The organism is Niallia sp. M35 (assembly GCF_050971705.1).
Taxonomy (GTDB): Bacteria; Bacillota; Bacilli; order Bacillales; family Cytobacillaceae; genus Niallia; species Niallia circulans_A.
Window position 1 is genome coordinate 233,363 of the sequence record NZ_JBPCEP010000009.1, and the last position, 23,798, is coordinate 257,160.

Here is a 23,798-nt window from a genome sequence, read left to right on the forward strand (position 1 = left end):
GTAATGAATATAGGGAATGAAGAGAAAATATAGGCAGTTTGGTAAAAGTTTGGCACAGAATGGTGCGAAATTGCAAATGTATTAGCAAAATGGAAGAATAATTGTGCCAAGGTAAGGGGTTATCAGCCAAACCGGGGAGGAAATCAGCCAAAGAAAGGGATGTATCAGCCAAACTGGGGAGGAAATCAGCCAAAGTAGAGGATATATCAGCCAAACTGGGGAGGAAATCAGCCAAAGGAGAGGATATATCAGCCAAACTGGGGAGGAAATCAGCCAAAGAAAGGGATGTATCAGCCAAACCGGGGAGGAAATCAGCCAAAGAAAGGGATATATCAGCCAAACCGGGGAGGAAATCAGCCAAAGGAGAGGATATATCAGCCAAACTGGGGAGGAAATCAGCCAAAGAAAGGGATGTATCAGCCAAACTGGGGAGGAAATCAGCCAAAGTAGAGGATATATCAGCCAAACTGGGGAGGAAATCAGCCAAAGTAGAGATATATCAGCCAAACCGGGGAGGGAATCAGCCAAAGGAGAGGATATATCAGCCAAACTGGGGAGGAAATCAGCCAAAGTAGGGATATATCAGCCAAACCGGGGAGGGAATCAGCCAAAGGAGAGGATATATCAGCCAAACTGGGGAGGAAATCAGCCAAAGTAGAGATATATCAGCCAAACTGGGGAGGAAATGAACTAACCCGAAAGCAAACAAAAAGACTGCCTGCTAAATAGACAGTCCTTTCTACTATTATCTTTTAATATAAACGTTTGAAACTATCAAAATGCTCTTTATAGTATGAGTTATCTAAACTTGTAACACGAACGCCACTTGAGTCCGCGTGAATAAATTCATTGTTGCCAATATAAATACCCAAGTGAGAGATACCTTGTTTGTAGGTATTTTTAAAATAGACAATATCTCCAACAGCTGGCACATCTACATAATAGCTGCGGTCATAGTAGCCTTCAGCAGAATAACGTCCAATAGATTTACCGCTTTGATTTAACACATAGTAAACAAATCCGCTGCAATCAAACCCTGCAGTAGTTGAGCCTGCCCAAACATATGGAATGCCAACTAAACTTTTAGAGACAGAAACGACTTTGGAAGCATAGGATTGTCCATTGTTTCCGTTAGAAATAAGGGTCGGTTTACTGGAAGAAGAATTAGAATTACCAGTGTTAGTTACTTTTTCAGAGGCAGTAACCTTCAATTTTTGTCCTGGGAAAATCAAATCAGATTTTAGATTATTTAATTGCTTTAGTTGGCTTACAGACATTTTATACGAAGAGGCAATTTTACTTAAACTATCTCCGCTTACAACCGTATAAGTTCCTGTAGAAGCTGCCGTATTTTCCTTTACAGCTGTATTGCTGTTATTTCCAGAATTACTAGATGGGTTGGAATTAGAATTTCCAGTGTCAGTTGCCTTTTCAGAGGCAGTAACCTTCAACTTTTGTCCTGGGAAAATCAAATCAGATTTTAGGTTATTTAATTGCTTTAGTTGGCTTACAGACATTTTATACGAAGAGGCAATGTTACTTAAAGTATCTCCGCTTTTAATCGTATAAGTTCCTGTAGAAGCAGTTGTATTTTCCTTTACAGCTGTGTTGCTGTTACTGCTAGAACTTCCAGAATTACTAGATGGGTTGGAATTAGAATTTCCAGGTTTGGAAACATATAAAATATCACCAGGATAAATAAGCGAAGAGGATAGATTGTTCCATTGCTGTAACTCTCCTAAAGATATAGAATGCTTATTTGCTATTTTAATAAGAGAATCCCCTGAAACGACTTTATATGTTTTGGCACTTGAGCTTGTCTTTGTAGAAGATTTACTAGCTTTAGTTGTATCGCTGCTAGATTTTGAATCATCGCCAATAGATAATTTTTGATTGATTAAAATAAGGTCTGATGAAAGATTATTTTGCGACTTTATGTCATTAACAGTCGTATTGAATTTCTTCGCAATCTGTCCTAAAGTATCCCCCTTTTTTACTACATAAGTACTAGCGGAGGCGTTCGCTGCGAAAGTGGTTGACAGAATAGCGGTAGTTGCCAATACTGTGACTTTCTTCTTCATTTTTTATCACTCACTCCTAATGATTAAACTATGGTATATCTATCTTACCATAACCTATCAGACTATTGACCTTTTATTTTAATTAAATAGATAGAGTTTTACGAAAATAGGTAATTATTCATAGAATCTTATCGTTAGGACATTAGTTATTGGGAGTGAAAACTAATTTTATAAACAGGTGCAAACTAACTAGGTATATATGCGGGCAGCAGATGGAAAATGATCATATCCGGCTTAAGAAAATAATAGAAAAAAGATGCCCGCAACTATTTCTCGATTCGTAAGAGAGAATAGTTGGAAGACATCTTTATAATACATATATTATGTTTGCCAGCTGCGGATTTTTCCTTCGATATAATCAGTATAACGATGATCTTTTACTAATTGGAAAATCATGAGTGCATCTTGCATATAAGGAATAGCTAGGTCAAAATTCTTTTGTAATTCATAGTTATATCCGATATGATAGTGAAAGTGAGCCAGCAAATAAAGGTTATCCTGTTGGATCGCCCAATCGATACCTTCCTTACAATAGGTAATGGATGCATCGTACCTTGATTGATCTGTTAAGGATTTTGCGATATTAAAATATAATCTGCTTTTAATCGTATCATCCTGTAAATAGGGTAGTTGGTTGATCGCTTTAAAGGCTTGTTCATAAATGGTCAAAGAATCATCAATAAATCCTTCTTCATAGTGGAAGATTCCTTTGCTAATAAAGATTTCTATTTCTCTTTCCGTGAAAACAGTGTCAAAGGTAAGTTTAATTGCTTCATTAATAATCTTTACTGCTCGATTAAAATCACGGTCGATTTCAAATACATAAATCGCCTTATGCCAAAGCAACAATTGATAGTTTTTTTTATGGTGCGTAAATAAAGGATTTTTTTCTTCTGCTTTTACAATCTGTTTTATTGTGTGATAATCAGTATTTCTTCTAGCTGCTTTTAGTTGCCGAAAAGTTTCTTCCACATAATCTAGTCTAGGGGTCGTACCAATATCGAAGAAGTAATTTACGTCTACTCCCAATCGTTTCGATATAAGATAAAGAGTAGAGGACAATGGAAGTACTTCTCCTTTTTCAATCTTGCTTATTTGCGCTTGTGTACAAATATTGTGAGAAAGTTCCTTTTGTGATAGTCCCATTTGCTTTCGTAATTCCTTGATTTTTTCCCCAACCGCTGAAAAATCCAATCGCTTCACTCCTACATAGAAAAGCTCACCTTTTTAAATGATATTCCTAAAGTTATATTTTCGAAGGTTTTTTGTGAAAAAACAGTACTAAATGCCTTAAAATGGCGAAATACACTTAAAAATCAAGAATTCATCTATCTTTATAATATGATTTAATTGTTTTTACCGCAATATATTAAGAATATTTTTGCTATTTTTAGAAGTGCCTACCTACGCCTTCTGATTATTCGCATAATAAAACTTAATTGAGCATTTTTAATAGAAATTTTAAGATTTCTATTAAACCCCAATATCTGTTTTACGAGTAGTCCTTTTATCTCCAATTTTCTGCCGTTTTCTGATGAGAAAGCGGTCTTTTTTTATTCGATAAAACGCTTTTTCATTTCTTCTGTTGGGAGCATACAGGAATCTTGTTTGCCAAACCATTTATAACGATTTCTAGCAATAATTCGATAAAGAGGGTCTCTGATGAATGGCGGGATTACTTTAAAAATAGCTAGAAGCTTCCATCCACCTGTAAGATGGCTGCAAATTTCTAAAGCAGCATCCGATTCTGTATAGTATTTATCATCTTTCAAAAGGATGACACTATCAACCTCAGATAAATGATATTTCTTCAATAGATCTTTGCCCGTTTCGCTCTGTAAGGAAGCAAAGGAAAATTGGTTAACTGGATCTCTTTTAATAATAAACTGCACACTTTTGTTGCATAAATTACAAACTCCATCAAATAACACAATCATCTATATCCCCCCTTAGCCTGTATTTTAGCAAATGATGAAACAAAAGTATGTTAAAAACGATTTGTAACTTTTTCAATTGGTTTTCGTAATAAAGTTATTATTTTGTCAGAAAGGTAATAATATACAGGATGCAGGAAAGAAGAAATAAAAAAAATGACCATTTTGTATGTAATTCTTTTTCCGTTTTTATAAAAAAATGGTACGCTAGTAATAGTAGATTAGAAGGGGAGATAGGAATGAAAAAGAGATGGATGCTTTTACTGATATTTGTATTGATAGCAGTGGTAACAGGATGCAATAAAAATGATCCTACCCCAGATGAACGGCTATCACAATATATAAAACTGTGGAATGATGAAAAATTCAAAGAAATGTATGCTTTCTTATCAACAGAAGCAAAGAAAAATGTTTCGGAAGAAGAATTTGTTTCTAGATACGAAAAAATCTATAAAGATTTAGGTATTAAAGATTTAGAGGTAACATATAAGAAGCCTTCAGAAGACGAAAAATTTGATAAAGTAGAGAAAGCAGAAATTCCATTTTCGGTTAAAATGAACAGCATGGCCGGAGAAATCAGCTTTGATAATAAGGCCAAGCTTGTAAAAGAAGAGCGAGACAAGGATGAGAATTGGTATATTAATTGGGATACTACTTATATTTTTTCTGAGTTAGGTCCTGATGATAAAATTTCAGTCAACACAATACCTGCAGAACGCGGCAGTATTGTTGATAAAAATGAAAATCCGATGGCAATGAATGGAGTTATTTATGAAATTGGACTGGTTCCAGAACAAATGGGAGATAATCCAGATGCAGTCGTAAGTAATCTAGCAAAGCTTTTGGATATTAAAAAAGAAACCATAGAGAAAGCGATCAAGGCTGATTGGGTACAACCGAGCTTTTTTGTACCAATTAAAAAAGTTGCCACAGGAGACCGTGCTTATTTAGATAAACTCTTTAAACTACCTGGTGTGCAGAAGCAGGATACTAAAGGAAGAATTTATCCATTTGGCGAAAGTGCTGCCCATTTAATTGGTTACATTGGCAGCATCACTGCAGAAGAGCTAGAGGAGAATAAAGGGAAGGGCTATTCAAGCAGTGATGTAATTGGAAAAAGAGGCTTAGAGCAAGTGCTGGAAGAACGATTGAAGGGCACGAATGGCGAAGAAATTTCTATTAAAAAAGCCGACGGTAGTACAGTTAGTTTAGCCAAAAAAGATGTAAAGAATGGCGAAAATATAAAGTTAACAATCGATGCAGACTTGCAAAAGAAAATATATGAAAAAATGGATGGCGAAGCAGGTGCAGCTACAGCTATTAATCCGCAAACAGGGGAAACACTAGCGCTAGTCAGCAGTCCCGCATTTGATCCAAACAAGATGATTGTTGGCCTGACAACATCTGACAAAGAAGCATATGAAAATAATAAGCTAGATCCTTTTACCAATCGCTTTAAAAACAAATATGCTCCTGGTTCTGTTATGAAGCCGCTTGTAGCAGCTGCTGCATTAACAGAGGGCGTTATCACTCCTGAACAGGAAAGAAAGATTACCACTAAGAAGTGGCAGAAGGATAAATCTTGGGGCGGTTATTATGTCACAAGAGTGCATACAAGCTCAGAGCCTGTAAATCTCGCAGATGCTTTGATATATAGTGATAACATTTACTTTGCGCAAACAGCACTTGACTTAGGCAAAGATAAATTTGCAGCAGAACTAAAAAAATTCGGGTTTGAAGAACCGTTTAATTATGCTTACCCAATTGAAACATCTACCTATGGTAAATTAGATACGGAGCCGCTTTTAGCAGACTCAGGATATGGCCAAGGGCATGTGGAAATGAGCGTGATTCATCTTGCGACAGCATACACACCATTTGTGAACGGTGGAAATTTAATAACACCTGTATTATTAGATAGTGAAGAGAAGAGTAAGGTTTGGAAAGAAAAAATCATGGATGAATCAGTAGCCAATACCATTTCTGACGACTTACAACAGGTTATTGAAAGTCCTCACGGTACAGCACGTGCCGGAAAAATAAGCGGCAAGACATTCGCAGGAAAAACAGGTACAGCTGAATTAAAAGAAAAGCAAGGCGAAAAAGGAACAGAAAACGGCTGGTATGTTACCTATGATAAAGGCAATAAGAATCTCTTGATTGCAATGATGATGGAAAGCGTACAAGATAAAGGCAGCTCCGGATACGTTGTGAAAAAGGTGAAAGAGATAATAGAATAAGGAGAAAAGGAGTGTTCCGTGGGAATGCTCCTTTTTTTGGAATAAAAGTAGAAAGAGGGACGGTCAAGGGCAAAAGGCGGGATGAAAGCGGGAAAGTAAGAGGAACGACAGCATATAAGCGTACATATGCAGAAGGAAAACTAAAAAAACAGTCAGGATAACTGAAAAAGGTGTTCATACCCGTGATGAAAGCCAAAACCAAATTAGTCCAACAAAAACTAGCTTTTATCACCAAGATAAACCACAAAAAACCAGCACTATACTTACTCTAAAACCAATTCCCCAACACCCACACAAGCATTAAATAAAAAGATCTATCCAACTCAATTTTATTCAATTTACTCATGATTCTCTTTTTCTTTTCATACATTAGTTTAAACGGTGAAAGGAGAGAGCGGAATGAATGAGGTAGAACAAAAGGAACTGGAATATGCCATTGAAGAAATCACCGAGATTGCTACTGGATTTGGACTAGACTTTTATCCAATGAGATATGAAATTTGTCCTGCGGATATCATTTATACATTCGGTGCTTACGGAATGCCTACTCGATTTTCCCATTGGAGCTTTGGAAAGCAGTTTCATAAAATGAAATTACATTATGATTTAGGCTTATCCAAAATATATGAATTAGTCATTAACTCAAATCCTTGTTATGCTTTTTTGCTTGATAGTAACTCTTTAATAAATAATAAGCTTATCGTTGCCCATGTTTTGGCACATTGTGATTTCTTTAAAAATAATGTTCGCTTTCAAAATACCAAACGAGAAATGGTTGAAAGTATGGCTGCAACAGCTGATCGGATTCGTCAATATGAAATTAAATACGGGAAGCAGGAAGTGGAAACGTTTTTAGATGCGGTATTGGCCATTGATGAACATATTGATCCAAGCTTAATGAGACCTAAATTAGCCTGGTCTATGGACGATGTAGAGTTTGTAGAGGAAGAGGAGCCAGCAAGTACGCCTTATGATGAATTATGGGGATTAGACGACCGAAATAAACCAAAGAAGCCGAAGAAAAAGGTAGCCAAGAAATTCCCGCCCCAGCCAGAGAAGGATTTATTACTTTTTATTGAAAACTTTAGTAGAGAGCTTACCGACTGGCAAAGGGATATTTTAACGATGATGCGCGAAGAAATGCTTTATTTCTGGCCGCAATTAGAAACAAAGATTATGAATGAAGGCTGGGCATCCTATTGGCATCAGCGGATTGTTCGAGAATTAGATTTAACAAGTGCGGAAGCCATTGAATTTGCGAAGCTGAATGCTGGTGTAGTACAGCCATCTAAAACGGGTATTAATCCCTATTATCTAGGATTAAAGATATTTGAAGATATCGAGGAACGCTATAATAATCCAACAGAAGAAATGAAGCAAAGAGGTGTCAAACCGGGATCAGGACGGGAAAAAATGTTTGAAGTTCGGGAAATAGAATCAGATATTTCGTTTCTGAGAAACTATTTAACCAAAGATCTTGTCATGAGAGAAGATATGTATTTGTTCCAAAAGCAAGGAAGAGATTATAAAATTGTCGATAAGGCATGGGAACAAGTCCGAGATCAATTAGTCAGCATGCGCGTTAATGGGGGCTTTCCATATATTACAGTCAATGATGGTGATTATAATAAAAATGGCGAGCTGTACTTAAAGCATGGCTTCGAGGGAATTGAATTAGACTTGAAATATTTAGAAAAGGTTCTTCCGTATATTCATCAATTATGGGGAAGAGGCGTGCATATGGAGACGGTAGTAGAAGATAAACCGCTTCTTTATAGCTATGATGGAAAAGCGCTGCATCGGAAGTATTTATAGAAAAAATAGACCCACAGTGCTTTATAGCGCACTGTGGGTACTTATGTTTCTTTTATTCATCCCAATTCCAAAACCCTATTTCATCAATATGAATTGCCCTTATCCAGTTTTCTTTTTTTAATTTGAGAATTTCCTCTGTAGGACCAGTAATAACAACCCCATAATGATTAATACCATGTTTTTTCATATAAGCAATTCGTTTATTTAATTCTAAATGACCAAAATAAAAATTTTCCGCCTTTTTTTCATAGGGTTCCAAAAATGCAAGTGTTTTTAGAAATTGTTTATGGAGAATCTCCGCATCTCCTTCTGTATACTCTGGCGAAGAAGAAGAGCTCGATTCAATGGAAAACCAAAAGTTTCCTTCCTTTTCGGTTGAATCTGTAATCATATCATCATCATGCCAAATGGGGGTATTAGGAAACCCGATTGGGTCTATACCAAATTCGTCTCTATTCTCTACCCCTGTATCAACAGCAAACCAGATAATTTCTACATTTCTATCTTTTAAATAATCAAACACTTTATTTGTTGATAATAATTCAGAGAAGGACAGATAAACAGACGCAACAGTGCCATTCTTTACTTTTTCTAGTCGCTTCCATTCCGATGGTGATGATTCTTTTGGTAAAAAGGAAAAGGAGGCTTGTTGTTGGGAGATGACTCCCTGTGTTTTCTTTTCAGGCACTCCCATGAGAGAAAAGAAGAAATTTGTTTTATATTCCCCCGTTTTATAGATTTCATCCCCGACTCTTTTTTCAATATCTGTTGTTGTTTCCAGTCCAAAGTATGGCTTTGTAGCTGTACTTGTTCCACTGTACTGCCCATAGGGATCTGTTACAGTAAGGGTTAAATCAATAATGTTTCGGTATACATCTGTTCTATCGGGAGTGCCCCAAGCGTAATAAACGGCAGTGAAAATGGAAGAAAGAATGGTGAAAAGAATGATTAGTCCTAATGCAGTGAGCGCTGTTTGTAATCGGGCTATCCACTTTCCTCTTCTTACAATTCTCCTTTGTTTTTTTGAATCAATCAGCAGTGGTGCGGCTTGATGAGGATTGCCTATTTCTGCTTCCTCAAAAACTTGAAAATATTGCTCCATTTTTTCTAAATCTCTCTCTATTTCTTCTGCTTCCTCTTTAGAAAGTTCTCCATTTTTATATGCTTCTAACCTTTTTTTGTACTCTTCACTCACGAATTTGTTTCCCCCTCTGTCTTATTGTTTGTCTCCCTCGGAAGAGTAAAACTTTAAAGTAGGTTGGACTAATGTTCATTACCATGGCACCTTCCTCTGTTGTAAGCTCTTGGAAGTCTGCTAGTAATACGGCCATCCTTTGTTTTTCTGGTAATACTTTTAGAATGGTTTTCACTCTTTGAATCTCTTCTTTTAATAAGACTGTCTCCTCTATTCTTTGCGCGTTCTCCATCTTTTCTTGAAAGAAATCATTCTCTTTGACTACTAGTCGCTTATTTTTTCGAAACTGATCGATAAAAACGTGATACGCCACCGTGAAAAGCCAGGCCTTCACATTTTTTCCTTGGAAAGTTTCCAGATAGAGATGTGCTCTGAAAAATGTCTCTTGAACTAAGTCTTCTGCAGAATGATGATTATGGCAGAGTGAAAGGAGAAAATAATAAATATCATTAAAATAAGTTTGATAAATAGTATCAATTGAATCCTTCATCTTCGCCCCCTATTGCTTATAACACGTTTAATGAGAAGAAAAGTTACAGTGAAAAATTTTTTATTCCAAAATAAAGGAAATACAAACGAAAAAAAAGAAGTCTATAGCAAGAATAGCAAAGAAAGGAATATCTGAAACAATGAAACAAAAAAAAATAATCATTACGGGATATGGCACAGTCGGGAAGGAATTTATCGAATTATTATATCGGAAAAAAGAAGTGTATATAAAACAGTATCAGACAGAATTGATAGTAACTGGCGTGGTTGGATCTGTAGGGATGATCTATGAACCACAAGGCCTGGATCTAACTATTTTAAATCAGCTCCCCACAGGATCGATCGGAATTTCGCAATATGCTAGTATGAAAGATTTAGTGCTTGAATCTCCAGTAATCCAAGGAGATATTCTCGTAGAGTGTACCCCTACGAATTTAGAAACAGGCGAACCAGCACTTTCTTACATAAAAAAAGCGCTCGAGGCAAAAATGGATATCGTATCTATCAGTAAAGGGGCACTTGTTCATTCCTTGCCAGAATTACTGGCAATTGCCAAAGGAAAAGGGTGTCATATTAAGTATAGTGGTGCTACGGCAGCAGCGTTGCCTACATTAGATATCGGTGAATTTAGTTTGGCAGGCAGTACCATTCAATCGATAAAAGGGATTTTGAACGGGACATCCAATTTCATCCTGACAAGTATGTCAGAGGGAAACCTGACTTTTGAAAAAGCATTACAGTTAGCACAGGAAAATGGAATTGCGGAAAAAAATCCTGATCTAGATATTAAGGGGTTGGATAGTGCATGCAAAATATTGCTATTAGCAAATGGATTACTTCATACGAATCTAACTTTAGAAGATGTGGATATCGATGGCATCGACAAGATTACGAAAGCAGATATACAGCGTGCCAAAATAAATAGCTGTGAGTGGAAGTTAATTGCAACAGCGAAAAAGCAACGAGATAAGTTTATCTTACAAGTAAAACCCGAAATGATTCCTCCTGAAAATCCGCTAATCCATGTAAAGGGAACAAATAAAGGAATCTTGTTTGAAACGGAAGAAATGGGAGCAATTTGCTGTGTTGGCGGTGCGTCACATCCAAGGGGCGCAGCGGCAGCGGCGATGAAAGATATGATTAATCTTATTCGGCAGGAATAATTGTAGAAGAGGATTCAGGAGAATTTTGTATACTTGTCTATTTTTGAGCCATTTTTTTCTGATACATGACAATATATGTATCCAGCAGTTCACTTATTTGAATGGTATTGGGATCATTTAATCCTTTTTCAATCCCATATTTAAGTAATTGTATTTTTAAAGAATCGATTGTGTCCATAAGTTCACAAACATTTTCTATATTCATTCGAGAAAGTACCATTAACATTTAAAACTCCTATATTTTATAGATTGCTTTATTATTTTACCAAATTAAATTGGAAAAAATAAGTACTTTTTCTATTAAATTTACAAAAATGTAGGAGAATGACTTGTTGGATAATTTTCCTTTTTTGCTAGAAGGATAGTGATATCCAACCATGTCACCTAAAAGGAGTCTGGAGGATACGATGATTTTTTAATAAAGAAAAATCATCGTATCCTTCAGATTATTTTTCCGAAGCAAGGTTAAATAAATATTCAAGGTAGGATTCTAATTCGAATTTATCTTTGTCAATAAAATCAGTCATTGCAGTATTTGTTTGTAGTTTCATCATAATCCTCTCCTTTAAAAATGATTTTTTCTTTTCAGTAGTATTTGTCTATAATATTCCCAAACTATTAAACTTTTATACATAGTTTTTAAAAATAATTTGGAAAAAGTTTTTTTCGGAAAATATCAGAAAGGAGAATGGTGGTAATGAAGGGATGGTACGGGCATCTTTATGATGATTTTCCCTTTGAATTATTTTCTGTTTCCCATCTAATCATGATAGGTATTCTTATAATAGGGGGAATTTTCCTTGTTATTTTTCGGAATTGCATCCAAATGATCAGGGGTATTTTTCAGTCTGTTTTCTTTGTATTATTACTTGGTTTTGAGGTGATGTATCATTATTGGATGTATAAGGATGGTTTATGGGATGCTTCTTTTATGCTGCCGTTCCATCTGTGTTCCATTAGCTTAGTGCTTTGTTTGCTGCTTCTGATTACAAAATGGGAGTTTGTTTTTCAAGTTGTCTATTTTTTCGGCATGATTGGCGCCTTAATGGCTATTGTCACACCTGAGTTATTTATAGGTTATCCCCATTTCCGCTATTTTCACTTTTTTGTTACGCATATTCTTATTATATGGACTTGTCTTTATTTTGTGCTTGTCCACCAATATAAACCGACTAAAAAAGGGATGGTTTTGTCCTTTGTTTTTCTCAATAGCAGCGCAGTGCTTGCATGGATTGTTAATGTTTATACAGGCGGTAATTATATGTTTTTAGCATATAAACCGGAAAATGGTTCTTTACTCGATTATTTAGGTCCATATCCATATTACATACTGGTTCTTGAGGCAGTCGCCTTTTTTTTATTTTTTGTTTTGCTTATGCCTTTCCGATGGAAGAAAGGGAAAAAAGGATAATAAAAAGACTGCTTCTTAGTGGGGAAGAAACAGTCTTTTCTATTCAATTAATGATTGACTCGTTCTCTTTTTAATAGTGCTAAAAATTCCTGTTCGTTAATAATTTCTATGGGCTTTCCTTTTGCCTGTAAATCATACGCTTTTTTCTCTTTAGAACTAATGCCTTCAGATCCAACAAGCTTTTGGTCTTGGTCACCGACCACCAAATAATCTGTTTTACTGCTGACACCACTTTTAATAATACCTCCAACATTAACTACTTGCTGCATCGCATCTTTCCGTTCTAGTGTACGCAGATCACCAGTAAATACAAGATTTTTTTCATATAGCGGGTGATCCACATCAAAGGAATCCGTTGTTGGTGTTATGTCTGATATGGAAACGGAAGAAAACTTCTTGAATGGTTTTTTGTTGGAAAAATTAGTTGCTCTTCCAAAAGTTCTTTGTGGTTTTAATTCTGAAAATTGTTTTATAGGAAGAGTTGGATAGGACGCACAGTAATGGCTTAACGAATTCTTCTTTATCGATTGGATACAAGCGATTACTAGCTCTGCACATGCTCGCGCATCGGAACCTGCATGGTGATGTTCTTGCATAGAAATGCCAAAATAAGAGGTCCGGTCCTTCAATGATTGCCCAATTTTTGCTCCTCTTGTTGCCCGATTGCTAATAGGAATACTGCAAATATAGGAAAAATCAGGTTTAGCCAATTGATATTTTTCTAGACAGGAATACAGAACACTCATATCAAACTGGGCATTATGAGCGATAATAGTATGGGAAGAAATATCTTCTTTTATTAGTTCCCACACTTCTGGAAAACTCTTCGCATTCTCAACATCCTTTTCTGTTATTCCATGAACCGCTATAAACTTTGGATCAAATGATAGACTTGGCGGCTTTATTAAAAAATATTGTTCTTTTATTATCGCGTTATTTTCTACATAAGCTAATCCGATGGAACAGGCACTTGCCATATCAGCATTCGCAATTTCAAAATCGATAGCAATAAAATCCACTGTTTATACGCTCCTTCTTTTTTCTATTAGTATATCATGTTCGTTCCTTTCTTTAGAGAAATTAGCTAATAAGAAGATATTGGAACCGTAGGAAAGTTATTCTTGAATAATAGTGTAATAGATTTGTAATCGAATTTCTATCTAGCTGTAACCTAATTATCTGAATAATATGAGAAGATAGATTTTGTTGATAGAAGGAAGCCTTGGGAACAATATTTTAAAATGAGGTCACTACATGAAAAAAGTTCTTGTTATGTCACTCCTGTCATTTGGTTTGTTATTTTCCGGCATATTTAATGCCCATGAAGCAAGCGCTGCTTCAAAGAAATCAGTTGTTACTGTTGCAAAAAAATACATTGGAACACCATATAAATATGGAGGAACATCTCCAAAAGGATTTGACTGCTCCGGATTTGTCGGTTATAGCTACAAAAAGGTCGGCAAATCACTGCCGCGAACAACCGCGAGCATGTATAAAAAAGGAAAAAAAGTAAAGAAATCAAACTTGAAAAAAGGAGATTTAATCTTCTTTAAAACATATAAAAAAGGTGCCTCCCATGTCGGCATATACATAGGAAGTAATCAGTTTATCCATAGTTCCTCCTCCAAAGGAGTAAAAGTGGACAAGCTATCTAACTCTTATTGGAAAACAAAATACTATGGTGCAAAAAGAATTTAACCCTTTCTCAGAAAGGGTTTTTTTGTTTTCTGAATGGAGGCTAGGATAAAATATATAATAGATAAAGACAAACAATCTCTAATTAAGAAGTAAAATCAACTCGTTCTATTACGCTACTGACACTCTATGCGCCGGGGAACAACCTAAGCCTCCTGTAGGGTTTAAAGATTGCTTTGCTTCCCATAAGGATTTGAGTGTCCTCCGCTCCATTACACTCCGTTTTTAGTGTTTATTTAGTTCTATTTTTTTTAGTAAACTAAAATTACTAGGGAAAATGGAGTTGACTGAATACACGGAGACTCCTATGGGAGCTGCGAGAAAGTCCGAGACCCTGCAGGAGCGTATACGCCGAAGCGGCTCGGCGCTCGCCCTATGGAAAGTGAAGTGTATTCAGTCTGCGGATGATGACCACACCCCTTCTTTTTCTAATGAATAAGGATTTTTTTCAAGAATTTACGAAATAAACTGAAAAAATCATCCCAACATATTCCAAAAAGACCAATTTTTCTATATCATTAAGAGTAAAATGAGCAACTGGGAAGAATTTGGGGGAGTATTATGAGTGCAGCAATGAAATTTGCATTATCGATGGCTATATTTGGTTCGGTTGGCTATTTCTCTGCCAAAACAAATTTGCCATCAATCGAACTTGTATTTATTCGGTGCATTTGTGCATGTGTCGTATTAAGTTTGGTGTATTTATTTTCAAATAAGAAAAAAGAAACGGTGGAGAAAAAGGAGATTGGCTTTAGTGTCCTGTGTGGTGTGTTTCTCGTTGTCAATTGGGTCTTCTTCTTTCGTTCCTTTGAGCATATGTCCGTAACGGTTGCCGTTTCGATCTATCATTTGGCACCGGTTCTAGTTGTGTTACTGGGAAGTTTTCTTTATCGGGAAAAGATCACTTTAAAAGTAATGTTGACGGTTATTACATGCTTTATTGGAACATTATTAGTTGGGGGAATGCAAGATTATCTGTCTTTAGAAAGTCTTATGTCAGCTGGATTGCCGTGGGCATTTGGAGCAGCCTTGTTTTATGCATTAACCACTTTGATGGGCAAGAAAATTTCAAAATTAAATCCTATTTTAACAACTATTATCCAAACAGGTGTAGGGGTTCTCATGCTATTGCCATTTGTCCAATGGGATTATTTTAGCCAGTTAACGGGAGAGAATTGGTTTTATATTTTATTAACAGGGATCGTCCATACGGGGTATGTATATTATTTGTTTTTTAGCAGTTTGCCAAAGCTGTCTTCAGGGACAATTGCAATCCTGGTATTTATCGATCCAGCAGTTGCAATCTTTATGGATATAGTTTTAACAGCATATCGTCCTGATTTTCTGCAGATTATTGGTATCTTACTTATCTTTTGGGGACAAGCTCATGCTGCTTTGAAGCGGAAGGTGAGTGAATCAGGGAATTAGTCTATAAAAGAGGAATGGAAAAGACTCCATTCCTCTCAGACTGTAGACAAACTCCTGTATTTTGGAAATAGAAGTTTGAGTAAAGTATATTTATTAATCTCTTTGAATTTAGACGTTACTTTCCGCTCCGGGGGTTCGCTTTCCGTGGGGCTCGCGCTGAGCCGCTTCGGCTTACAGCCTGCAGGGTCTCAGACTGTCTCGCTAATCCCACAGGAGTCTCACCCCCTCCACTCCAAGCAACGCATGAAAATGCATTTTTACTTCTCCAATATCTTTTTGTCGACAAGCTAAGAGGAATGGAAAAGATTCCATTCCTCTAATTTTCTCATATTTTTGGAAAATGTAATTCATAAACTGGCCTTTTAAAATATGGCGGTCTTAACGTTATTTTGGGCATTGTCCATTTATGGTTGATATAGGTCATATACACAGTTTCATTAGAATGCTTTTGTAGTAATAGTTTTACCTTTGGGTTAAATTCATATCTCATCTATACCCCTCCTTCATTTCTTCTTTTAATGTATTCATTTCCGGCAAAAGAGAGTTAGTCCCAAAAAGATAATTAGGCACCAAATAATGAATGCCACATAGGATATGTTACGACTATGAGGAGGGATCAGTATGTCTATTTATGTAAATGATCCAAGAGATCCGATGTACCAAGTACCAAAAGCATATTATGAATTAGTAGAAACAAGAAATCATCAATCAGAGAAGCTTTTGGGATTAAAGGAAGTTCAAGAACTTTTTGCTGACAATAAACAGACAGACCCATATCCGCTTTATCCGAACTACGGAAGAATCACAAAGTATGAGGAAATACCGATTAATTTTCCTGAAAATAGACAGCTTCGTCAGCCGGGACTTGAAAGTTATATGGTTCCAAGGCCAATTATTGAAAATGACCACTACATAGGAAGTGGAAAGCTGAAAGGGAAAGTGGCTTTAATAACAGGAGGAGATAGTGGAATTGGTGCAGCCGTTGCCATTGCTTTTGCAAAGGAAGGGGCAGATGTAGCGATTGCCTATTTAGATGAGCATGAGGATGCGAATCGTACGAAAAAAAGAATTGAGGAGTTAGGGCAGCAATGTCTGTTATTACCAGGAGACTTGCGCAAGAAAAAACAGTGTATAGATATTGTAGAGAAAACAGTTAAGGCATTCGGAAAATTGGATATTCTTTGTAACCATGTCGGCATTCAATTTCAACAGGCGAGATTAACAGATATTACGGATGAACAATTTGATAATACATTTAAGGTTAATATTTATTCTCATTTTTATACGACAAGAGCAGCGCTTCCTCATTTAAAGCCGGGCAGCAGCATTATTAACACTGCTTCTGTTGTTGCATATGCTGGGGAACCTCTGTTAATTGACTATGTTGCCACAAAAGCAGCAAATGTCGGCTTCACTCGCGCTCTTGCCAGAAGTGTTATCAAAGATGGCATTCGAGTAAATGCAGTAGCGCCAGGACGAATTTGGACACCATTAATTCCGGCGAGCTTCTCCTCTGATCAAGTGGCTATCTTTGGTTCAGAGAATCCAATGCAAAGAGCGGCCCAACCATTTGAACTAGCACCAACCTTTGTATACTTAGCTTCCGATGATTCCCGATTTGTAACAGGGCAAGTTCTGCACGTAAATGGAGGCGAAGCAGTAAGCTCCTAAAGAGAGAATAGAAAAATGGGCTAGCAGCTAGCCCATTTTTTCTTATTCGCTAAGCAGTTTTACAAACTTTCTTTTTCCTACTTGAATAATCAAGTCCTTATTGATTGAAACTTCAAGGTCCATTTCTTCGACTTTCTCTCCATTGATGCGTACACCACCGTTTTGTATCATCCGTCTTGCTTCACTTTTCGAGGTTAATAGATGTAAGTCTACTAATAGCTGAACAAGCGATTCAGGATTTTTACCAGTCCACTTAACGGTTGGAATATCCTCTGGTAAGGAGCCTTTTTGAAAAATTGTAATAAATTGCTGTTCTGCTTTTTCGGCTGCTTCTTTGCCATGGTACATACGGACGATTGTTTTGGCTAGCAGCATTTTAGCATCCCGAGGGTGAAGAGTTCCTGTATGCAATTCTTTTTTTATTTGCGTGATTTCAGCAGGCTCCAGATCTGTAATAAGCTCAAAGTATTTGCTCATTAATGGATCAGGGATGGACATTGCTTTGCCGTACATTTCATTGGGATTCTCATCAATGCCAATGTAGTTATGCTTTGACTTAGACATTTTTTCTACCCCGTCTAATCCTTCTAATAGCGGCATTAATATAGCAATCTGCTTTTCTTTTCCAAACTTCTCTTGGTAGTGGCGGCCCATGAGAATGTTAAAATGCTGATCTGTCCCACCAAGCTCAATATCTGCCTCTAACATAACAGAATCATACCCTTGCATTAATGGGTAAAAAAATTCATGCAAGGAAATCGATTTTCCATATGCTAATCGCTCTTCAAAATCATCTCGTTCTAGTAAGCGGGCAACGGTTATTTTTCCAGCAAGTCCTATAACATCTTCGAAAGAAAGGGAAGAGAGCCATTTAGAGTTGTAATGAAGCTCAACCTTCTCCATGTCCAAGACTTTTCCGAATTGCTCAAAATAAGTTTTCGCATTCTCCTTTACTTCTTCATCTGTCAGTTGTTTTCTAGCAGAAGATTTTCCAGTTGGATCACCGATTTTCCCAGTGAAATCGCCGATAATCAATTGAATAGTATGCCCATTTTCCTGGAATTGGCGTAATTTATTCAGTACAACAGTATGGCCAAGGTGAACATCTGGCGCAGATGGGTCAAGACCAAGCTTTACTTTTAATGGCGTATTGGTCACAAGGGATTTTGCAATTTTTTCTGCGAGTTCTTCTGTTGGAATGATGTCTTGCACGCCTTGGCGATAGACATCTAGCTGCCTCTTCATTTCTTTTTCTTGGTCGCTCGTTAACTGTTCAATAAATGGACTCATCTTTTTTCTCCTTTCGTTAAATTAAATGATTAATAAACAAAAAAACCACGCCCCTAAAAAAAGGGACGTGGTTGCTTGTAAGCACGTGGTACCACCCTAATTGAAGAATATAATTATTCCTATTCTTCCACTCATTATGGGTAACGGCTCATCCGTTCTTTGCTAATCGAATAAACTTCTTTCACAAAGAATGCTCCTGGAGGTAATTCGCGTCTATTTTTGTGTCAATTTGCACCGGCCATTGACTCTCTAAAAACAGGGAAATAGGCACTACTGATTCCAATCAAAGCATATATATTAAAAGATATAATTAGTAAAATTTAAAGTTAGCGCTAACTTGATAAAGATACTAACAGATAAAATTTGCAAATACAAGAGGTTATGTTGATTTTATGTTTAAAAATTTTTTCGTTTTGGATCTCTTGACCTTTTGAAATGTATATTTTACTATATATGTAATATTATTGAGCGATGAGGAAGAAGAGTAGGCAGTTGAAAGGTTTAAGAGAGCTGATGGTTGGTGCGAATCAGTACGGATTGATTGCTGAATGGGCTTCGGAGCTTCAAGGCTGAACCAATAGTATGCTGCGCGGAACGTCTTACCGTTAAAAAAGACAAAGTATAAGAAACGGCTATGTTTCTGTACGGATAAGTGCGTTTATCGGATATAAACGAATGAAGGTGGCACCACGGGTTACTCGTCCTTTTTTAGGATGAGTAGCCCTTTTTGTGTTTTATCCGATGCTTATCGTCCCGCTGACGGAGGTTTCGCTTAAGAAAAGGGAGGATTATCAAATGGAGCAAATTGTCTTAACAGGTATTAAGCCAACAGGGCAGATTCATTTAGGAAACTATATAGGAGCGATTAAACCCGCTTTGAAGCTAGCAGAAAATAACGATTATCAAGCAGCTTATTTTATTGCGGATTACCATGGTTTAACAAAAATTCACGATCAGGAAGAATTTCGAACCTTAACATATGGAGTAGCAGCGACATGGTTAGCGCTTGGATTGGATCCTGAAAAAACAATCTTCTATCGTCAATCGAATGTGCCGGAAATTTTTGAATTGAGTTGGATATTATCTTGCTTTTCCCCAAAGGGATTGCTGAACCGAGCTCACGCCTATAAAGGGATAGTTGATAGCAATAAACAAGCAGGGAAAGAGGTAGATGACGGGGTAAATATGGGATTATTTACGTACCCAATCTTGATGGCAGCTGATATTCTTGCTTTTCAAGCAAATATGGTACCAGTCGGAAAAGATCAAATTCAGCATGTGGAAATTGCTCGCGATATTGCGGATAGCTTTAATCACCAATATGGAGAGACATTTGTACTTCCAGAATATATTGTAGATGAAGAAACAAGCATTTTGCCTGGTTTAGACGGTCGAAAAATGAGCAAAAGCTACCATAACACAATTCCGCTTTTTGAAGAACCGGCAAAGCTACAAAAGCTCATTAATAAAATCAAAACTGACTCGCTTCCGCCAGAAGCTCCAAAGGATACAGAATCGTCTATTCTATTTACACTATATAAGGAATTTGCCAGTGTCGAAGAAATAGCGCAGATGCGTAAAAAGTACGAAAGCGGAATCGGATGGGGCGAAGTGAAAAAAGAATTATTTGCTGTGATGAATCGATTCTTAGAAGAACCAAGAAAGAAATATCAGGAGTTAATGGCAAATCCAGAAAAAATAGATCTTATTCTCCAAAAAGGAGCAGAAAAAGCTAGAGCGCGAACATTGCCATTTTTAGAAGAAGTAAGAAAGCGGATCGGCGTGCTGCGTTGAGTGGAGAGTCGCAAGTAAAAGAGCGGAAGTCGCAAGCAAAGTGGAGAAAGTCGCAAGAAAACTAGATAGACCCGCAAACAAAAGCATCAATAAGTTTTACTGTGAACTTAACTGCTCGCTCATTTGTCAAAAAAGGAGATTCTTTTCACTTTTTGCTTGCCTTTTCATTTATTTTGAATAAACTGCCATCTAGTTGTAAACATTATAGGTAAAAAACACTAAGAGGTGTAGTAATGGCACATAAGATGGAAGCGCTTCTTGACTATATTAGGACAAGATTTGATTCAGAACCAAAACCTTTGCTTCATATTGGAGAGGCGATGGGCTGCTGGACATATCATGCTGCAATTGCGGATGAAATTCCCGTCCTTGAGATGGCACTTAATACAACGACAGATAATGTTTTAATTAAATTGGTTCATGAAGCAAAGGAATTAGCAACAGAGCAGCGCAGAACTTTAGAGGAGTTTATGATTAAGGAAGGTGTTCCTCTCTCGAATTCTGCTGAGTCAAAGCCTAAGTCTGATCCGAATGCCGTTCCGTTAGGAGCGAAATCTACTGATATGGAGATAGCCAATTTGCTGGCGGCAAAAGTGACAAGCAATATTGTTATGTGTTCCACTAATATCACGCAAAGTGTGCGCAGTGATGTGGGGTTAATGTGGATTCGTTTCCATACGGAGAAAAGCATTTTTGGGATGGAGCTGAAAACAAGAATGAGGGAGCATGGATGGATTAAGATGCCGCCGAGCTTCTATCCTCCAGGTGCACCACATCAGTAATTCACAAATACGAGTATATTAACAGAATCTAGTGCGGAGAGCACTAGATTTTTTTGTGAAAAAACATAACCTTTTAGGAAAACGATGACTACCTTTTGAAACCTTTTCCCATATAGCGGCGTAGGCGTAATAAGTGCTATATTGAGAGAAAAGAAAATAATCTTATCATAAAAGGAGATAGACCTATGGAAGAATTTCTACTTGGTGGGGATATTATGTTTACAGTTGTACGCCTCTTTATTTTTCTTGTGTTTGCTATTATTTTATTTAATGTTTTAAAGGGAATCTTTCAGTGGGGCAAGAACAATCAGCAGCCACGTCTTACTTCTGCTGCGAAGGTAATAGGCAAGCGAACAAGTATTCACGGCGGAGGAAATACTCATGCATATAATCATTACTTTGCCACATTTGAATTTCCGAATGGAGATCGCACCGAATTTCAACTGAAAGACGAAGAATACGGCATGCTGGCTGAAGGGGACAGCGGGGAACTGCAATTTCAAGGAACAAGATATTTAGGATTTACGCGAAATAAAAGGACAGGAGAAAATAGCGGATGAATTACACTATCCAAAAGATGACAGAAGAGGTGGCCAGGGAAATCCTTAGCTGGACCTATCCTGCCCCCTATGATTTATATAATGGGGAAGTAACAGAGGAATCGTTACAAGAATTTGCAGAAAACCCTTATTATGCGATTGAACAGGAAGGGAATCTAGTCGGATTCTATTGCACAGGCTTTGTTGCTCAGGTTCCAATTGGATATCTGTTTCAAGCATATCCAGAAGGATACCTCGATATCGGCCTCGGTATGCGTCCTGACTTAACAGGACAGGGACGGGGCATGGGCTTTATGCAATTTATTATCGATTCCATAGAAACGAAGCAGCCGTTGCGCTTAACAGTTGCAGCCTTTAATAAACGAGCCAATGCCTTATATGAAAAATTTGGCTTTCGTAAAGTTTCTGCTTTTATGAATGCAAATGATGTAGAGTTTTTCGTAATGACAAGAGAAGAAGGAAACAAACCGTGTTCTGGTTAGTAACCAGAGCATTTTTTTATAAAAAAATGACATTTGTCATCTTAAATTCCTGACATCTGCGACTAAACCGCCCCTTATTTGCTCGCTATACTAAGGATAATAGCTTGGAGGTGGAATAGTTGGAAACAATTGTAGAGTTAAGGCATGTAACGAAAGAGTTTCAGGGGAAGAAAGCAGTTCAAGATATATCCTTTTCAATAAAACGGGGAGAAATGGTGGCAATCTTAGGGGCGAATGGCGCAGGGAAAACGACAGCGATGCGGATGATGCTTGGCTTAATAAAGCCTACCCGAGGAACTATTACTCTTTTTCATAAGAATCCTAGACAAAAGGAAGTATTAGAAAAGGTAGGTGGGATGCTGCAGGAAGTTAGTGTGATGGACAGCTTGAAGGTAAAGGAGCTAATCCAATTAGTTCAAAGCTATTATCAAAGTCCGCTAGCGTTATCAACTCTGTTGGAACTAACAGGGCTTCAAGAAGAAGCGTGGAATCAACGGACGGAAAAGCTTTCTGGCGGGCAGAAACGACGCTTGAATTTTGCGTTGGCACTGGCAGGAAATCCTGATTTGTTGTTTTTAGATGAACCAACCGTGGGCATGGACGTAACGTCAAGAGAACAGTTTTGGCAAAAAATCAAAGAATTGAATAGGCAAGGAAAGACAATCCTTTTTACAACCCATTACTTACAAGAAGCAGACGAAGTAGCGGAAAGAATTATTATGATTAATAAGGGGGAGGTAGTAGGCGACGGTACGCCAGAGCAATTGAAGGAAAAACTTACAAAACCAAGGGTAATGTTTCAGGAGAAATCTCCTTATAGTCTAAATTTCTACCGAGAATTGCCATATGTTGTGGATGTACAGAAAGAGAAGGAGAAAGTAACGCTGATTGCTACAAATTCGGATCAGCTTTTACAAGAACTTTTCGAAAGACAGTTGGATATTCAGCATATAGAAGTAAAGCTTGGTCGGTTAGAAGAGGTTTTCTCGCAGTTAATGGAAGAAACGAAGGGGGTTAATGAGAATGAAATCTTTTTGGATGCAAAGTAAAGCGGAAATCGTCCGAACGCTGCGGAATAAATATTATATCTTTTGGTCCTTACTTATTCCCGTCCTTTTTTATTTTTTATTTACCAATATTTTCACGGCACCACGAGATGATGAGGCGTTATGGAATGTACATTATTTAATGTCGATGACAACATTTAGTATTATGGGGTCAAGTATTATGACATTAGGAATCAAAATTGTGCAGGAAAAAGCAGAAGGATGGACCATTTTCCTGCATATTACGCCCCTTTCCCAATTTGCTTACTTTGGGGCTAAGATGGTGGCACAAACAGTTATTCATTTATTTTCTATCTTGGTAATATTTACAGCTGGAGTCCTTATTAATGGGGTACATCTTTCTTTTTCCCACTGGGTGCTTTGCGGAATCTGGATTCTCTTCGGGTCCCTCCCGTTTCTAGCGCTTGGAACGATTATCGGTAATATCAAAAAAGTAGAAACGGCTTCAGGAATTAGTAATCTATTATATATGTCTATGGCAATAACAGGAGGGATGTGGATGCCGATTGATGTGTTTCCAACATTTATGCAGCAAGTGGCGAAATGGGTTCCTTCCTATCATTTTGCTAATGGAGCGTGGGAGATTATTAGAGATCAATATCCATCCTTTCTAAATTATCTGATGATTATCGGGTATCTTCTCCTATTTATGGTATTATCAATTTATATTGGAAAAAAACAAGAGGCGGTGTAAGGCGCAA

Annotated in this window: 24 protein-coding genes and 2 other annotated features; of the genes, 15 read left to right on the forward strand and 9 right to left on the reverse strand. The window is 37.2% G+C overall.

Annotated features, from left to right (window positions below):
- Positions 1-101 precede the first annotated feature (101 nt).
- Entirely contained in the window at positions 102-575 is a 474-nt protein-coding gene (locus NiCM35_RS14530; protein WP_433779880.1) for a hypothetical protein, read from the forward strand.
- Between the two features lie 177 nt (positions 576-752).
- Here NiCM35_RS14530 and NiCM35_RS14535 read toward each other — a convergent pair whose 3' ends face one another.
- The 3 genes from NiCM35_RS14535 to NiCM35_RS14545 all read right to left on the reverse strand — a co-directional run bounded on the left by NiCM35_RS14535 (position 753) and on the right by NiCM35_RS14545 (position 4,018).
- The gene (locus tag NiCM35_RS14535; protein ID WP_433779881.1) at positions 753-2,081 is read right to left on the reverse strand and encodes a C40 family peptidase; all 1,329 of its coding nucleotides are present in this window, start codon (positions 2,079-2,081) and stop codon (positions 753-755) included.
- 321 nt (positions 2,082-2,402) lie between these two features.
- A complete protein-coding gene (locus NiCM35_RS14540) occupies positions 2,403-3,284 on the reverse strand; it encodes a helix-turn-helix domain-containing protein (protein ID WP_235850241.1) in 882 nt (293 codons plus the stop codon).
- A gap of 350 nt (positions 3,285-3,634) precedes the next feature.
- The gene (locus tag NiCM35_RS14545) at positions 3,635-4,018 is read right to left on the reverse strand and encodes a thiol-disulfide oxidoreductase DCC family protein (protein WP_433779883.1); all 384 of its coding nucleotides are present in this window, start codon (positions 4,016-4,018) and stop codon (positions 3,635-3,637) included.
- 236 nt (positions 4,019-4,254) lie between these two features.
- Between NiCM35_RS14545 and NiCM35_RS14550 the strand changes: the two genes are divergently transcribed.
- From NiCM35_RS14550 to NiCM35_RS14560, 3 genes are all read left to right on the forward strand, one after another.
- Entirely contained in the window at positions 4,255-6,255 is a 2,001-nt protein-coding gene (locus NiCM35_RS14550; protein ID WP_095329609.1) for a penicillin-binding transpeptidase domain-containing protein, read from the forward strand.
- An 11-nt stretch (positions 6,256-6,266) separates the two neighbouring features.
- Positions 6,267-6,416 (forward strand): hypothetical protein, encoded by a 150-nt coding sequence (locus tag NiCM35_RS14555; protein WP_433779885.1) that lies wholly within the window; start codon positions 6,267-6,269, stop codon positions 6,414-6,416.
- Positions 6,417-6,654: 238 nt separating this feature from the next.
- Positions 6,655-8,070, forward strand: a complete 1,416-nt coding sequence (locus NiCM35_RS14560; protein ID WP_123258481.1) for a SpoVR family protein — start codon at positions 6,655-6,657, stop codon at positions 8,068-8,070.
- Between the two features lie 52 nt (positions 8,071-8,122).
- Here the strand turns inward: NiCM35_RS14560 and NiCM35_RS14565 are convergent, their stop codons facing one another.
- Together NiCM35_RS14565 and NiCM35_RS14570 are read right to left on the reverse strand one after the other, a co-directional pair.
- Positions 8,123-9,265 carry an anti-sigma factor gene (locus NiCM35_RS14565; protein WP_249928237.1) on the reverse strand — a complete coding sequence of 381 codons (1,143 nt, stop codon included), beginning with the start codon at positions 9,263-9,265 and terminating at the stop codon, positions 8,123-8,125.
- Positions 9,258-9,755 (reverse strand): RNA polymerase sigma factor, encoded by a 498-nt coding sequence (locus NiCM35_RS14570; RefSeq protein ID WP_095329611.1) that lies wholly within the window; start codon positions 9,753-9,755, stop codon positions 9,258-9,260. The genes NiCM35_RS14565 and NiCM35_RS14570 overlap by 8 nt, the downstream gene beginning before the upstream one ends.
- Before the next feature lie 112 nt (positions 9,756-9,867).
- On the opposite strand from NiCM35_RS14570, the gene NiCM35_RS14575 reads away from it, so the two are divergent.
- Positions 9,868-10,917, forward strand: coding sequence for a homoserine dehydrogenase (locus NiCM35_RS14575; protein WP_275068616.1), 1,050 nt, complete (start codon positions 9,868-9,870; stop codon positions 10,915-10,917).
- 37 nt (positions 10,918-10,954) lie between these two features.
- Here the strand turns inward: NiCM35_RS14575 and NiCM35_RS14580 are convergent, their stop codons facing one another.
- The gene (locus NiCM35_RS14580; protein WP_095329613.1) at positions 10,955-11,143 is read right to left on the reverse strand and encodes an aspartyl-phosphate phosphatase Spo0E family protein; all 189 of its coding nucleotides are present in this window, start codon (positions 11,141-11,143) and stop codon (positions 10,955-10,957) included.
- A gap of 471 nt (positions 11,144-11,614) precedes the next feature.
- On the opposite strand from NiCM35_RS14580, the gene NiCM35_RS14585 reads away from it, so the two are divergent.
- Positions 11,615-12,328 (forward strand): YwaF family protein, encoded by a 714-nt coding sequence (locus NiCM35_RS14585; protein ID WP_095329614.1) that lies wholly within the window; start codon positions 11,615-11,617, stop codon positions 12,326-12,328.
- Between the two features lie 47 nt (positions 12,329-12,375).
- On the opposite strand, the gene NiCM35_RS14590 is transcribed toward NiCM35_RS14585, so the two are convergent.
- Positions 12,376-13,347, reverse strand: coding sequence for an exonuclease domain-containing protein (locus tag NiCM35_RS14590; protein ID WP_433779887.1), 972 nt, complete (start codon positions 13,345-13,347; stop codon positions 12,376-12,378).
- 235 nt (positions 13,348-13,582) lie between these two features.
- Here NiCM35_RS14590 and NiCM35_RS14595 point away from each other — a divergent pair, with 235 nt between their 5' ends.
- Both NiCM35_RS14595 and NiCM35_RS14600 read left to right on the forward strand, forming a co-directional pair.
- The gene (locus tag NiCM35_RS14595; RefSeq protein WP_095329616.1) at positions 13,583-14,026 is read left to right on the forward strand and encodes a C40 family peptidase; all 444 of its coding nucleotides are present in this window, start codon (positions 13,583-13,585) and stop codon (positions 14,024-14,026) included.
- Positions 14,027-14,584: 558 nt separating this feature from the next.
- Positions 14,585-15,451 carry a DMT family transporter gene (locus NiCM35_RS14600; RefSeq protein ID WP_095329617.1) on the forward strand — a complete coding sequence of 289 codons (867 nt, stop codon included), beginning with the start codon at positions 14,585-14,587 and terminating at the stop codon, positions 15,449-15,451.
- A gap of 325 nt (positions 15,452-15,776) precedes the next feature.
- On the opposite strand, the gene NiCM35_RS14605 is transcribed toward NiCM35_RS14600, so the two are convergent.
- Complete coding sequence (locus NiCM35_RS14605) at positions 15,777-15,941, reverse strand: hypothetical protein (RefSeq protein ID WP_164463730.1); 165 nt, start codon at positions 15,939-15,941, stop codon at positions 15,777-15,779.
- A 131-nt stretch (positions 15,942-16,072) separates the two neighbouring features.
- Here NiCM35_RS14605 and NiCM35_RS14610 point away from each other — a divergent pair, with 131 nt between their 5' ends.
- Positions 16,073-17,122 (forward strand): SDR family oxidoreductase, encoded by a 1,050-nt coding sequence (locus NiCM35_RS14610; protein WP_371473119.1) that lies wholly within the window; start codon positions 16,073-16,075, stop codon positions 17,120-17,122.
- Positions 17,123-17,164: 42 nt separating this feature from the next.
- Here NiCM35_RS14610 and tyrS read toward each other — a convergent pair whose 3' ends face one another.
- Positions 17,165-18,412: a tyrosine--tRNA ligase gene (gene tyrS / locus NiCM35_RS14615; RefSeq protein WP_433779890.1), complete on the reverse strand. Its 1,248-nt coding sequence runs from the start codon at positions 18,410-18,412 to the stop codon at positions 17,165-17,167.
- A 58-nt stretch (positions 18,413-18,470) separates the two neighbouring features.
- Positions 18,471-18,708: a binding site (T-box leader), on the reverse strand.
- Between the two features lie 166 nt (positions 18,709-18,874).
- Positions 18,875-19,121, forward strand: a binding site (T-box leader).
- Between the two features lie 86 nt (positions 19,122-19,207).
- On the opposite strand from tyrS, the gene NiCM35_RS14620 reads away from it, so the two are divergent.
- The 6 genes from NiCM35_RS14620 to NiCM35_RS14645 all read left to right on the forward strand — a co-directional run bounded on the left by NiCM35_RS14620 (position 19,208) and on the right by NiCM35_RS14645 (position 23,791).
- Positions 19,208-20,206, forward strand: coding sequence for a tryptophan--tRNA ligase (locus tag NiCM35_RS14620; RefSeq protein WP_095329620.1), 999 nt, complete (start codon positions 19,208-19,210; stop codon positions 20,204-20,206).
- 233 nt (positions 20,207-20,439) lie between these two features.
- The gene (locus NiCM35_RS14625) at positions 20,440-20,988 is read left to right on the forward strand and encodes a DUF3231 family protein (protein WP_095329621.1); all 549 of its coding nucleotides are present in this window, start codon (positions 20,440-20,442) and stop codon (positions 20,986-20,988) included.
- Positions 20,989-21,173: 185 nt separating this feature from the next.
- On the forward strand, positions 21,174-21,548 hold the full coding sequence (locus tag NiCM35_RS14630) for a DUF2500 domain-containing protein (protein WP_095329622.1): 375 nt from the start codon (positions 21,174-21,176) through the stop codon (positions 21,546-21,548).
- The gene (locus tag NiCM35_RS14635) at positions 21,545-22,030 is read left to right on the forward strand and encodes a GNAT family N-acetyltransferase (RefSeq protein WP_095329623.1); all 486 of its coding nucleotides are present in this window, start codon (positions 21,545-21,547) and stop codon (positions 22,028-22,030) included. Before NiCM35_RS14630 ends, NiCM35_RS14635 begins: the two co-directional genes overlap by 4 nt.
- A gap of 119 nt (positions 22,031-22,149) precedes the next feature.
- Positions 22,150-23,079, forward strand: coding sequence for an ABC transporter ATP-binding protein (locus tag NiCM35_RS14640; protein ID WP_433779893.1), 930 nt, complete (start codon positions 22,150-22,152; stop codon positions 23,077-23,079).
- Positions 23,054-23,791, forward strand: a complete 738-nt coding sequence (locus tag NiCM35_RS14645) for an ABC transporter permease (protein WP_433779895.1) — start codon at positions 23,054-23,056, stop codon at positions 23,789-23,791. Before NiCM35_RS14640 ends, NiCM35_RS14645 begins: the two co-directional genes overlap by 26 nt.
- The last annotated feature ends 7 nt before the right edge of the window (positions 23,792-23,798 follow it).